The organism is Streptomyces sp. NPDC060002 (genome assembly GCF_042737245.1).
Taxonomy (GTDB): domain Bacteria; phylum Actinomycetota; class Actinomycetes; order Streptomycetales; family Streptomycetaceae; genus Streptomyces.
Genome location: NZ_JBHWUW010000002.1, coordinates 297,008 through 309,964 on the forward strand (window position 1 = coordinate 297,008; position 12,957 = coordinate 309,964).

Consider the following 12,957-nt stretch of genomic DNA (forward strand, 5'->3'; position numbering starts at 1 on the left):
GGGGCGAAACCGCCCCCGCACACCCACCGTCACCGCCCGTTGAACGCGTCCTTCAGCCGGGAGAACAACCCCTGCTGCCCGGGCTGGAACTGCCCGATGGGCCGCTCCTCGCCCCGCAACTTGGCCAGCTCCCGCAGCACCCGCTCCTGCTCGGGATCGAGCTTGCTCGGCGTCTGGACCTCGACATGCACGATGAGGTCACCACGCCCCCCGCCCCGCAGATGCGTGATGCCCCGGCCGTGCAACGGAATCGACTGGCCGGACTGGGTGCCGGGCCGGATGTCGACCTCCTCCAGCCCGTCCAGCGTCTCCAGCGGCACCTTGGTGCCGAGCGCCGCCGCCGTCATCGGCAGCGTCACCGTGCAGTGCAGGTCGTCACCGCGCCGCTGGAACATCGCGTGCGGCAGCTCGTGGATCTCGACGTACAGGTCACCGGCGGGGCCGCCGCCGGGGCCGACCTCGCCCTCGCCCGCGAGCTGGATCCGGGTGCCGTTGTCGACACCGGCCGGGATCTTCACGGTCAGCGTGCGGCGCGAGCGCACCCGCCCGTCGCCCGCGCACTCCGGGCACGGGGTCGGCACGACGGTGCCGAAGCCCTGGCACTGCGGGCACGGCCGCGAGGTCATGACCTGTCCGAGGAAGGACCGCGTCACCTGCGACACCTCGCCGCGGCCGCGGCACATGTCACACGTCTGCGCCGTGGTGCCGGGGGCCGCGCCCTCGCCACTGCACGTCGAGCAGACGATCGCCGTGTCGACCTGGAGGTCCTTGGTCGTGCCGAAGGCCGCCTCCTCGAGGTCGATCTCCAGCCGGATCATCGCGTCCTGGCCGCGCCGGGTGCGCGAGCGCGGACCGCGCTGCGACGCCGTACCGAAGAACGCGTCCATGATGTCCGAGAAGTTCCCGAAGCCACCGGCTCCGAAGCCGCCCGCGCCACCGCCTCCGGACTGCGACAGGGGGTCGCCGCCGAGGTCGTAGACCTGCTTCTTCTGCGGGTCCGACAACACCTCGTAGGCGGCGTTGATCTCCTTGAACCGCTCCTGGGTCTTCGGGTCCGGATTGACGTCCGGGTGCAGCTCGCGCGCGAGCCGCCGGAAGGCCTTCTTGATCTCTTCCTGCGACGCATCGCGGCGCACGCCGAGAACGGCGTAGTAGTCCGTGGCCACCTACGACTCCGCCAGGATCTGTCCGACGTACCGTGCCACCGCTCGTACCGCTCCCATCGTTCCCGGGTAATCCATGCGGGTCGGTCCGACCACGCCCAGCTTGGCGACTGCTTCGCCGCCCGAACCGTAGCCGACCGACACCACCGAAGTGGAGTTGAGTCCCTCATAGGCGTTCTCGTGACCGATGCGTACGGTCATGCCCGAATCGCCTGCCTCGCCAAGGAGCTTGAGGAGCACGACCTGCTCCTCCAGTGCCTCCAGGACGGGCCGGATAGTGAGGGGAAAGTCATGTCCGAAGCGGGTGAGATTGGCGGTACCGCCGATCATCAGCCGCTCCTCGTTCTCCTCGACGAGTGTCTCCAGCAGGGTGGAGAGCACCGTCGTGACCGTGCCGCGGTCCTCGCCCTCGAAGGCTTCCGGCAGATCCTCCACCAGCTGCGGCACGTCCGCGAAGCGGCGCCCCGCGACCCGGCTGTTGAGCCGCGCGCGCAGATCCGCCAGCGAGGCCTCCCCGAAGGGCGCCGCGCAGTCCACCATCCGCTGCTCGACCCGCCCGGTGTCCGTGATCAGCACGAGCATCAGGCGTGCGGGCGCGAGCGAGAGAAGCTCCACGTGCCGCACGGTCGAGCGGGTCAGTGACGGGTACTGCACGACGGCGACCTGCCGGGTGAGCTGCGCGAGCAGCCGTACCGTCCGGGCCACGACGTCGTCGAGGTCGACGGCGCCGTCGAGGAAGTTCTGGATGGCCCGCCGCTCCGGACCGGTCATCGGCTTGACGCCGGCCAGCTTGTCGACGAACAGCCGGTAGCCCTTGTCCGTGGGGATCCGCCCGGCACTGGTGTGCGGCTGGGCGATGTACCCCTCGTCCTCCAGGGCGGCCATGTCGTTGCGGACCGTCGCCGGGGACACGCCGAGGCTGTGCCGCTCGGTGAGCGCCTTCGACCCCACGGGTTCCTCGGTGCCGACGTAGTCCTGGACGATGGCACGCAGCACCCGGAGCCTGCGTTCACTCAGCATCGCGCGCACACCTCCAGCAGTCGTCCCCAGTCCCCTGGGTGTCTCGTTCTGGCACTCTTCACATCCGAGTGCCAGCGTTCCCCGGCCCAGTGTACGGCTGTGGGGTACACCCGGGGCAAGGTCGGCCCATGGTGCAGCGTCGTAGGGCTAGCGTCGCGGCATGACGGTGACTTGGGAAGAGCTCGGGTGGGAGCGGGTCGCGGCCGGGGTGGGCCGGGTGCGGCTGCCGGGCTGGGACTGCACGGCGGGGCTGGTCGTCGGGGCGGGCGCGGTGCTGATGATCGACGCGGGGTCGAGCCTGGCCGAGGGGGTGCGGCTGCGGGCCTGGGCCGAGGAACTCAGCGGCTCCCGTGTGACCCATCTCGCGCTCACCCACCCGCACTTCGATCATGTGTTCGGGGCGGCGGCGTTCTCGGGCGCGGAGGTCTTCGGGGCGGTCGGGGCGGACACCGTGCCGGCCGAGGAGCTGCGGGCGGACGCGGTGCGCAACGGTCTCGACGAGGCGGCGGCGACGGAGGCCGCCGACACGCTCGTCCGGCCCCGGCACCTCGTCTGCGGCGAACGGACCCTCGACCTGGGCGGCGGCCGGCAGGTCCTGCTGGCGAACGTCGGACCCGGTCACACCGCCCATGACCTGGCGGTCCTGGTTCCCGGCAGCCCCGAGACGGTGTTCTGCGGCGACCTCGTCGAGGAGTCCGGCGAGCCCCAGGCCGGACCCGACTCCGTACCGTCCCAGTGGGCCGCCGCGCTCGACCGCCTCCTCGAACTCGGCGGCGAGAACGCGCTGTACGTGCCCGGTCACGGGGCGGTGGTGGACGCGGCGTTCGTGCGGGCGCAGCGGGACGCCCTGAGCACCCGTTTCGGCGTGTCGCCCTGATCGGCCCCGAGCTTCTCCTATCGTCATCCGAATGCGCCAGTACTCCGCCGACCTCACCCCACCCTGGAAGGGACCGAAGCCGGTCCCCGAGGTCCCGGCGGAGCCCGGGCTGGTGGTGGAGGAGCCCGGCACCGGGTTCTGCGGGGCGGTGATCCGCTGCGAGGCGGGCACGGTGACCCTGGAGGACCGCTTCGGCAAGCACCGGGTGTTCCCGCTGGAGCCGCGCGGCTTCCTGCTGGAGGGCAGGGTCGTGACCCTCGTGAGACCCGCGTCGTCCTCGCCCGTACGTCCCACCCGTACCGCCTCCGGTTCGGTCGCCGTCCCCGGCGCACGCGCGCGGGTCGCCCGCGCCGGCCGTATCTACGTCGAGGGCCGGCACGACGCCGAGCTGGTCGAGAAGGTGTGGGGCGACGACCTGCGCGTCGAGGGCGTGGTCGTGGAGTACCTGGAGGGCGTGGACGACCTGCCGTCGATCGTCGCCGAGTTCGCGCCGGGCCCCGACGCGAAACTGGGCGTCCTGGTGGACCACCTCGTCCCCGGCACGAAGGAGTGGCGCATCGCCCGGTCGGTCACGAGCGAGCACGCCCTGGTCGTCGGCCACCCGTACATCGACATCTGGGAGGCCGTGAAACCGTCGTCCGTCGGGATCGAGGCCTGGCCCCGGGTACCGCACGGCCAGGACTGGAAGACGGGCGTGTGCCGGGCCCTCGGCTGGCCGGAGAACACCGGGGCGGTCTGGCAGGCGATCCTGAAGCGGGTGGGGTCCTACAAGGACCTCGAGCCGGAGCTGCTGGGGCGCGTCGAGGAACTGATCGACTTCGTGACCGTGTCCTGAGCCCCCGGCCCGGATCCCTGAGTCTTCGGCCCTGAGCCCTCACTCCTCAGCCCTGATCCCTCGACCCTGACGGCTGCGGCCTGCGGTCCGCGGTCCACGTTCCGCGGTCACGGTCCACGGTCCACGGTCCACGGGCAGACGCTCAGTCGACCAGGTCCCGCACCACCGCGTCCGCCAGCAGCCGCCCGCGCAGGGTGAGCACGGCACGCCCCTCGTCGTAGGGGCCGCTGTCGAGCAGCCCGTCCGCCAGGGCCCGCCGCGACGCCGCGAGTCCGTCCGGCCGCAGCAGGTCCAGCGGTACGCCCTCCCGCAGCCGCAGCTCCAGCAGGATCCGCTCCACCCGGCGGTCCTCGGCCGGCAGCAGCTCCCGTCCGGCCCCCGGCGACCGTCCGGCCGCGAGCGCCGCCGCGTACGCCCCGGGGTGCTTCACGTTCCACCAGCGGACGCCGCCCACGTGCGAGTGCGCTCCCGGGCCCGCGCCCCACCAGTCGGCGCCGCGCCAGTACAGCTCGTTGTGCAGGCAGCGGGCCGCCTCGGAGGTGGCCCAGTTGGACACCTCATACCACTCGTAGCCCGCCGCGGCGAAGGTCTCCTCGGCGATCAGGTAGCGGTCGGCGTGGACGTCGTCGTCCGTCATCGGGACCTCGCCCCGGCGGATCCGGCGGGCGAGCTGGGTGCCCTCCTCGACGATCAGGGCGTACGCGGAGACGTGGTCGGGGCCCGCGCCCAGGGCGGCGTCCAGCGAGGCCCGCCAGTCGTCGTCCGACTCGCCCGGGGTGCCATAGATCAGGTCCAGGTTGACGTGGTCGAAGCCGGCCGCCCGGGCCTCCGCCACGCAACGCTCGGGCCGGCCGGGGGTGTGCGTGCGGTCGAGCACCTTCAGCACGTGCTGCCTGGCGCTCTGCATGCCGAAGGAGATCCGGTTGAAGCCGCCCTGGCGGAGGGTGGCCAGGTAGGCGGGGTCGACGGATTCCGGGTTCGCCTCGGTCGTCACCTCCGCGTCCGCCGCCAGCCCGAACTCGTCGCGGATCGCGCCGAGCATCCGTACCAGGTCGGAGGCGGGCAGCAGGGTCGGCGTACCGCCGCCGACGAAGACCGTGCGGGCCTCGCGCGGGTCGTCGCCGAGGACCGTGCGGGCCAGGCGGATCTCGTCGATCAGGGTGTCGGCGTAGTTCTCGCGGGAGGCGAGGACACCGCCGGTGCCGCGCAGCTCGGTGGCGGTGTAGGTGTTGAAGTCGCAGTAGCCGCAGCGGGTCGCGCAGTACGGGACGTGCAGATAGAACCCGAGGGGGCGGTCGGCGGCGCCGGCGAGCGCGTGCGCGGGGAGCGCGCCGTCGTCGGGGACCGGCTCACCGTCGGGAAGTGCGGAAGGCATGTCGTCCATTGTCCCGTACGCCCGCCCCACCCCGGATGCCCCGGCACCACGGGGCCCATGGCCACACCCACCGACCCGTGGTACGCCCGCCCGACTCCGGATGCCCCGGCACCACGGGGCCCATGGCCACACCCACCGGCCCGTGGCCCGGACGCCAGGCGGGCCGTCAGTCCAGCAGTTCGGCGCCCAGCGGCCGTCCCGCACGTGCGCCCGGCAGGATGTACGCCACCGCCGAGCCCCGCGCCTCGATGAAACCGCTCAGGTCGTCCTGAGCCGCCATCCGGCGCTGCACCCGCGCGAAGAGCGCGGGGTCCCGCATGAACGCGAGGAACAGCAGGCCCTGCTCGGTGGGGCCGTCGGCGTAGGAGTAGCCGCGGCGCAGCATCCGGGCGCCCGCGTCGAGGCGGGGACTGACGGCCCGGACGTGGGAGCGCGGCGGGGCGGCGTCCTCGGGGCCCCCGGCCGACGGCCCGCTGTCCAGCGGGCCACCGGTCGGGCGGTCACGGCCGATGATCTCCTCCTGACGGCGCACGGCCAGCCGCGCGAAGTCCTCGAGGCGCAGCTGGACCCGCCGTACGACGAGGTAGGTGGCGTTGCCCGACCACACCCAGCGCTCGCACTCCTCGGGGGTGGGATTGGCGGGCCCGTCCTTGAAGCCGAGCAGGCTGCGCGGGGTGGTGCCGCCGTCGGGGGACGGGGGCAGGAAACCGTCCTGCCGCCAGCGCGGGTACAGGGTCTCCCCGGCCAGCCGGGTCAGGGTCGCGGCGATCGCCTCGGTGGCGTCCGCGGTGTCGGCGCAGAGCTGCACCAGCAGGTCGCCGCCGCAGCGGTCGGGCTCGAGACGGTCGCCGGTGAAGGCGGGCAGGTCACGCAGGGCGGCCGGGCCCCGCAGGCCGAGGCGCGCGGGGAGGGCGGGGCCGATGCCGAGGGTGGCGGTGAGGCGGGCGGCGCGCGAGCTGTCCGCCTCCAGCGTCTCGGCGAGGGCGTGCGTCCACGTACCGAGCACCGCCTTCAGCGCTCGCGCGCCCGCCGCGCCGCGCAGGGCGGGGTCGAGGTCGTACGCCAGGAGCAGCGTGGTGGCCTGCCGCGGGGTCGTCACCCCGGCCTGGCGCAGGCCGTGGAAGCCGGGCCCGCGGGCGTCCTCGGGCGGATCGGCGTCGCGGGTACAGGCGGTCACGGTCAGCCCGAGCCCCGCGCCGGCGATCAGGACGCGTCGGCGGGTGGGGGTGTCACTTGCGGCATTCGTCGCCTTCGGCACGAACCGGACGATACATGTGCAGACCCGACCGCCCGGTTTCCCCCGCCTCACCCGGCACCCCCGGCCCCCTCCCGGCCGCCGCCCCACCCGTGTTCGACGGGCTCCCCGCCACCCTCGCCACCGCAACCCTCGCCACCGCGCCGTCCCCGGCGGACGGGCCCGAGCTGCGGCTACTCCGCCTGAAGTACCAGCAGCGCCAGGTCGTCCTCCGGCGGCTGCTCACCGAACTCGTGCACCAGCCGCCGGATCCGCTCCGCGATCAGCTCCGCGTCGAGTCCCGCGCAGCCCGCCAGCGCCGCGGCGAGACCGTCCTCGTCGTCGAACTGCCTCAGGCCCGACCGCCGTTCCGTGACGCCGTCGGTGACGCACAGCAGGCTGTCGCCGGGCCGCAGCTCCAGACTGTCGCTGGTGTACGTGACGTCCTCGAAGACCCCGAGCAGGGTCTGCGGGCGCCCGCCCGTGGCGACCGAGCCGTCCGGCCCGAGCAGCAGCGGCAGCGGGTGCCCGGCGGAGGCGAGGGTGCAGCGCACCCCTCCCTCGAAGGGGGCCAGCTCGCCGTAGAGGAGCGACAGGAAGCGGGTCTGCGGCCCGTCGCCCGGCCCGGCGGGGCCGACGAAGGCGCGGGCGGCTGCGTCGGCGGCCTCGGTCGCGTCGTCGAGGAGGAGCTGGTTGAGCCGGTCCAGGACGTCGGCCACGCCATAGCCCTCGCGGGCCAGCAGCCGCAGCCAGGGCCGGGCGAGGCCGATGACGACGGCCGCCTCCGGACCCTTGCCCTGCACATCGCCCACCGCGAAGCACCAGCGGCCGTCGCCGGCCGGGAACAGGTCGTAGAAGTCGCCGCTCGGGCCGCCCTGCTCGCGCGGCTCGTAGACGAGGGCACTGCGCACCCCGGGGATCTCGGCGACCGCGCCGGGCAGCAGCCCGCGTTGCAGAACGGCGCTGATGGTGGCCTGGCGGGCGTACTGACGGGCCGCTCCGATGGCGAGCGCCACCCGGCGGCCCAGATCCTCGACCAGCCCGGTGACCTCGTCGGCGAAGGCCGGCAGCCCGGCCTGCCCGATGACCAGGGTGCCGAGCGGTCGGCCGCCGGCGATCAGCCGGTAGGCGAGGGCCGTGCCCTGCGGGCCGAGCACCTCGCCGGGCCAGGGGAAGGGCTCGGGCCCGGAGCGGGGACCGCCGTCGGGCGGACAGGGCGGATCCTTCTCCAGCGCCCGGCGCAGCTCCTCGACGCGGTTCTCGCAGCCGTGCCAGACCCGGGCGAGCCGGGGCCCGGGCCCGCCCGCCCACTCACCGCGTCCGCTCACCTCGTCCTCGAGCCACACCGCGCACCAGTCGGCGAGCCGGGGCACGAGCAACTGGCCGGTCAGCACGGCCACCAGATCCTCGTCGAGCTGCCCGGCGAGCAGATCGGACGCCTCGGCGAGAAAGGAGAGGGCGCCGCGGTTGAGCCAGTCCCGGTCACGCGACCCGACCGGCTGCGGGACCGGGGCCAGGGCCTCCAGGAGACCCGGGGTGGTGTCGTCGAGCGGGCGGTCGGGGTGGGCGGTGAGGCCGGCGTGACTGAAGCAGCCGAGGTGTCCCGCGCGGCCGGGGACGTCGTGCTCATGGCCGGGATGCGGCCGGTCACCGCGGTCGGGGAGGTCGGCGTCGTGGGACTCGGCGGCCGTCGGCAGCAGCCGGGCCCAGACCGTCTTCGTCCCCCTGCGGTACGTCACCCCCCAGGCGTCGGCGAGCGAGGCGACCAGGCGCAGGCCGCGACCGTACTCCGGTGTCCCGTACGACGGTTCGGCGGTGCCGTCGCGCGGGGCGCGGGAGGGGTGGTGGTCGGAGACCTCGACGACGACCGCGCGGCACCCACCGGGATGCCCGGGGTGTTCGGGATCCTCCTCCAGCCGGCACGCCAGCTCGACGTCGGTGCCGGCGTGCACGACGGCGTTCGTGACGAGCTCGCTGACGACGAGGGTGGTGTCCTCCGCGAGGCGCTCGCCCAGTTCCCCGGCCTCCTCGGCGCCGAGCAGGCCGAGACCGGCCCACTCCGTCAGCGCGGCGCGCACCAGCTCGCGGGCGGCGCCGGGCGCGAGGGGGCTGCCGTTCAGGGTCGCGCGGACGTGCGGGAGCGCGACCGAGTGCGTACTCGGGTGCGCGGGCGCGCCCTGGGCACGGGACACCGTGTCCCGTTGCGTCGGAATGGCCCCCATGCGCAGCTCCCCGGGCGGTTCGGATCCCCACAGGGTGACAGACCGATCCCGGCCATGAGCGCTGGGTTACCGAAGTGGGCCGTCCTGAGCAAGAACCGTGCCACGCATCTGTCCGCGCGTGCTCGATGACGCACGCTTGAGGGGCGGAATCCGAGCATTCGGACTCCGCCCCGGTCGCGCGCCGACGCGCTGTTCCTCGCGCCGTCGCGCGCCGCGTCACGCCTCGCGCGATCCGGCGTACATCTCGTCGATGAGGTGCTTGTACTCCCGCTCCACGACGGGCCGCTTCAGCTTCAGGCTGGGCGTGATCTCGCCGTGCTCGACGTCCAGGTCCCGGGGCAGCAGCCGGAACTTCTTGATGGTCTGCCAGCGCTGGAGACCCTCGTTGAGCTGCTTGACGTAGCCCTCGATGAGCTGCACGGTGACGGGCGCGGCGACGACGTCCGCGTACGACTTTCCGGCCAGCCCGTTGTCCTTCGCCCAGTCGAGGAGCGAGACCTCGTCCAGGGCGATGAGCGCCGTGCAGAAGTTCCGGTCGGCGCCGTGCACGAGGATGTTGGAGACGTACGGGCACACCGCCTTGAACTGTCCCTCGACCTCGGCGGGCGCGATGTACTTGCCGCCGGACGTCTTGATGAGGTCCTTCTTGCGGTCGGTGATGCGCAGGTACCCGTCGGGCGACAGCTCGCCGATGTCGCCGGTGTGGAACCAGCCGTCCGCCTCCAGGACCTCGGCGGTCTTCTCGGGGAGCCCGTGGTAGCCCTCCATGATGCCGGGACCGCGCAGCAGGATCTCGCCGTCGTCGGCGATCCGCACCTCCGTGCCGGGCAGCGGCTTGCCGACCGTGCCGGTGCGGTAGGCCTCACCGGGGTTGACGAAGGAGGCCGCGGAGGACTCCGTCAGGCCGTAGCCCTCGAGGATGTGGATGCCGGCGCCTGCGAAGAAGTAGCCGATCTCCGGTGCGAGCGCCGCCGACCCGGAGACACACGCGCGCAGGTTGCCGCCGAAGGCCTCGCGGATCTTGGCGTAGACGAGCGCGTCGGCGACCTTGTGCTTGGCGCCGAGCCCGAAGGGGACGGCGGCGGTGCCGGTGCGCCGGAAGTTGTCCTGGGCGGCCTTGGCGTACTCGCGGGAGACCCCGGCGGCCCACTGGAAGATCCTGAGCTTGGCCCCGCCGCCCGCGCGGGCCTTGGCGGCGACCCCGTTGTAGACCTTCTCGAAGATGCGCGGCACGGCGGCCATGTACGTCGGCCGGACGACCGGCAGGTTCTCGATGATCTTGTCGACGCGGCCGTCGACGGCGGTGACGTGCCCGACCTCGATCTGGCCGGAGGTGAGGACCTTGCCGAAGACGTGCGCGAGCGGCAGCCACAGGTACTGCACGTCGTCGGGGCCGACCAGGCCGGTCGCGGCGATCGCCTTCGCCATGTACGACCAGTTGTCGTGCGGCAGTCGGACGCCCTTGGGCCGGCCGGTGGTGCCGGAGGTGTAGATGAGGGTGGCGAGCTGGTCCTTGGTGATCGCGCCGACCCGCTCCTTGATCAGCTCGGCTTCCTTCTCCAGCCGGGCGGCGCCGCGCTTCTCCAGCTCGTCGAGGGTGAGGATCCAGTCGGCGGTCTCCACACCGGCCGGGTCGATCACGACCACATGGGTGAGGGCGGGCAGCTCGGCCCGCTTCTCGACGGCCTTGGCGAGCTGGGCCGCGTCCTCGGCGATGAGCACCTTGGACTCGGAGTCCGCGAGGATGAACGCGGACTCCTCGGCGTTGGTCTGCGGATAGACGGTGGTAGTGGCGGCCCCGGCGCACATGATGCCGAGGTCGGCGAGGATCCACTCGAGCCGGGTCGAGGCGGCGAGCGCGACGCGCTGCTCGGCCTGCACGCCCAACTCGATGAGGCCGGCCGCGATCGCGTAGACCCGTTCGGCGGCCTGCGCCCAGCTCACCGACTTCCAGTCGTCGGGGCCCTCGCCGGCCGCGGCCGGTACCGGGTACCGGTATGCCTCGGCGTCGGGCGTGGCCGCCACGCGCTCCAGGAAGAGGCCCGCGACGGACGGCGGACGGTTCTCGATCAGTGTCTGTGTGTCGCTCACGACATCCTCCGGGCCCGCGACGATGCGGCTGGCTCATTGCGGCGTCGTTCGACGCGGCGGTTGCTGACAGCGGCGTGGTTGACGGCGGCTGTTGTTTAACTCACGAGTAACTACCGAGCAGGGATCAGAGTAGAGGGCGACTGGCCAGCACGTAAGGGGCTCCGGGCAGTCACTTTCTCCTGAATACAGCCACAGGGCCCGCCGCGCTGTCGCGCGACGGGCCCTGAAAACCGGTGCAGATCGTGGCTATTTCTTGCCCTTGCCCGATCCCGCGTTGTCGTCACTGCTGAGGACGGCGATGAAGGCCTCCTGCGGAACCTCCACGGAACCCACCATCTTCATCCGCTTCTTGCCTTCCTTCTGCTTCTCCAGCAGCTTCCGCTTCCGGGAGATGTCACCGCCGTAGCACTTGGCGAGGACGTCCTTGCGGATGGCGCGGATGGTCTCGCGGGCGATGACCCGGGAGCCGATGGCCGCCTGGATGGGCACCTCGAAGGCCTGCCGCGGGATGAGCTCGCGCAGCTTGGCGACGAGCCGCACGCCGTACGCGTACGCCGCGTCCTTGTGCGTGACCGCCGAGAAGGCGTCCACCTTGTCGCCGTGCAGCAGGATGTCGACCTTGACCAGGCTGGAGGCCTGCTCGCCGGTGGGCTCGTAGTCCAGGGAGGCGTAGCCGCGCGTCTTGGACTTCAGCTGGTCGAAGAAGTCGAAGACGATCTCCGCGAGCGGGAGCGTGTAGCGGATCTCGACCCGGTCCTCCGAGAGGTAGTCCATGCCGAGCAGGGTGCCGCGCCGGGTCTGGCACAGCTCCATGATCGACCCGATGAACTCGGAGGGGGCGAGGATCGTGGCGCGTACGACGGGCTCGTACACGTCGTCGATCTTCCCCTCGGGGAACTCGCTCGGGTTGGTGACCGTGTGCTCGGAGCCGTCCTCCATGACCACGCGGTAGACCACGTTGGGCGCGGTGGCGATCAGGTCGAGCCCGAACTCGCGCTCCAGCCGCTCGCGGATCACGTCGAGGTGCAGCAGCCCCAGGAAGCCGACGCGGAAGCCGAAGCCGAGGGCGGCGGAGGTCTCCGGCTCGTACACCAGCGCGGCATCGTTGAGCTGGAGCTTGTCGAGGGCGTCGCGCAGCTCGGGATAGTCGGATCCGTCCAGCGGATACAGGCCCGAGAAGACCATCGGCTTCGGGTCCTTGTAACCGCCGAGCGCCTCGGTGGCCCCCTTGTGCAGGGTGGTGATCGTGTCACCGACCTTGGACTGGCGGACGTCCTTCACACCGGTGATCAGATAGCCGACCTCGCCGACGCCGAGGCCGTCGGCCGCCTTCATCTCGGGAGCCGAGACGCCGATCTCCAGCAGCTCGTGCGTCGCGCCGGTGGACATCATGCGAATCCGCTCACGCTTGTTGAGCTGACCGTCGATGACACGCACGTACGTCACGACACCGCGGTAGGAGTCGTACACCGAGTCGAAGATCATCGCGCGCGCGGGGGCGTCCTGGACGCCGACCGGGGCGGGGACCTCGGCCACGACCCGGTCCAGCAGCGCCTCGACGCCCAGACCGGTCTTGGCGGAGACCCGGAGCACGTCCGCGGGATCGCAGCCGATGAGGTTGGCGAGCTCCTCGGAGAACTTCTCGGGCTGGGCGGCCGGAAGGTCGATCTTGTTCAGTACGGGGATGATCTTGAGGTCGTTCTCCATCGCCAGGTAGAGGTTGGCGAGAGTCTGGGCCTCGATGCCCTGGGCGGCGTCGACCAGGAGGACGGTCCCCTCACAGGCGGCCAGCGACCGGGACACCTCGTACGTGAAGTCCACGTGCCCGGGGGTGTCGATCATGTTGAGGATGTGGGTCCTGCCCGGGTCCCCGGTCGGGGCCCAGGGCAGCCGGACCGCCTGGGACTTGATCGTGATGCCGCGCTCGCGCTCGATGTCCATGCGGTCGAGGTACTGAGCACGCATCTGCCGCTGATCGACCACTCCGGTCAGCTGGAGCATGCGGTCGGCGAGCGTGGACTTGCCGTGGTCGATGTGCGCGATGATGCAGAAATTGCGGATCAGAGCCGGGGCGGTACGGCTCGGCTCGGGCACATTGTTAGGGGTCGCGGGCACGCAGGGTCCTGTCTCTTGAGGCGCC

General features: G+C 72.2%; 9 protein-coding genes. 2 read left to right on the forward strand and 7 right to left on the reverse strand.

Annotated elements, in window-relative coordinates:
- Window positions 1-29: 29 nt before the first annotated feature.
- Both dnaJ and hrcA read right to left on the reverse strand, forming a co-directional pair.
- Window positions 30-1,166 carry a molecular chaperone DnaJ gene (dnaJ, locus tag ACFWBD_RS03820; RefSeq protein ID WP_385662153.1) on the reverse strand — a complete coding sequence of 379 codons (1,137 nt, stop codon included), beginning with the start codon at window positions 1,164-1,166 and terminating at the stop codon, window positions 30-32.
- On the reverse strand, window positions 1,167-2,183 hold the full coding sequence (hrcA, locus tag ACFWBD_RS03825; RefSeq protein ID WP_385662156.1) for a heat-inducible transcriptional repressor HrcA: 1,017 nt from the start codon (window positions 2,181-2,183) through the stop codon (window positions 1,167-1,169).
- 160 nt (window positions 2,184-2,343) lie between these two features.
- Between hrcA and ACFWBD_RS03830 the strand changes: the two genes are divergently transcribed.
- Both ACFWBD_RS03830 and ACFWBD_RS03835 read left to right on the forward strand, forming a co-directional pair.
- Window positions 2,344-3,060 carry an MBL fold metallo-hydrolase gene (locus tag ACFWBD_RS03830; protein ID WP_385662159.1) on the forward strand — a complete coding sequence of 239 codons (717 nt, stop codon included), beginning with the start codon at window positions 2,344-2,346 and terminating at the stop codon, window positions 3,058-3,060.
- Between the two features lie 31 nt (window positions 3,061-3,091).
- Window positions 3,092-3,895: a DUF3097 domain-containing protein gene (locus ACFWBD_RS03835; RefSeq protein ID WP_385662161.1), complete on the forward strand. Its 804-nt coding sequence runs from the start codon at window positions 3,092-3,094 to the stop codon at window positions 3,893-3,895.
- A 142-nt stretch (window positions 3,896-4,037) separates the two neighbouring features.
- Here ACFWBD_RS03835 and hemW read toward each other — a convergent pair whose 3' ends face one another.
- The 5 genes from hemW to lepA all read right to left on the reverse strand — a co-directional run bounded on the left by hemW (window position 4,038) and on the right by lepA (window position 12,932).
- Window positions 4,038-5,270 carry a radical SAM family heme chaperone HemW gene (gene hemW, locus ACFWBD_RS03840; protein WP_385662164.1) on the reverse strand — a complete coding sequence of 411 codons (1,233 nt, stop codon included), beginning with the start codon at window positions 5,268-5,270 and terminating at the stop codon, window positions 4,038-4,040.
- A 166-nt stretch (window positions 5,271-5,436) separates the two neighbouring features.
- Window positions 5,437-6,528 (reverse strand): Dyp-type peroxidase, encoded by a 1,092-nt coding sequence (locus ACFWBD_RS03845; RefSeq protein ID WP_385662166.1) that lies wholly within the window; start codon window positions 6,526-6,528, stop codon window positions 5,437-5,439.
- A gap of 170 nt (window positions 6,529-6,698) precedes the next feature.
- Window positions 6,699-8,726, reverse strand: coding sequence for a SpoIIE family protein phosphatase (locus ACFWBD_RS03850; RefSeq protein ID WP_385662169.1), 2,028 nt, complete (start codon window positions 8,724-8,726; stop codon window positions 6,699-6,701).
- 216 nt (window positions 8,727-8,942) lie between these two features.
- On the reverse strand, window positions 8,943-10,817 hold the full coding sequence (locus tag ACFWBD_RS03855) for an AMP-dependent synthetase/ligase (protein WP_385662172.1): 1,875 nt from the start codon (window positions 10,815-10,817) through the stop codon (window positions 8,943-8,945).
- A 246-nt stretch (window positions 10,818-11,063) separates the two neighbouring features.
- A complete protein-coding gene (lepA, locus tag ACFWBD_RS03860; RefSeq protein WP_385662175.1) occupies window positions 11,064-12,932 on the reverse strand; it encodes a translation elongation factor 4 in 1,869 nt (622 codons plus the stop codon).
- Window positions 12,933-12,957: the final 25 nt, after the last annotated feature.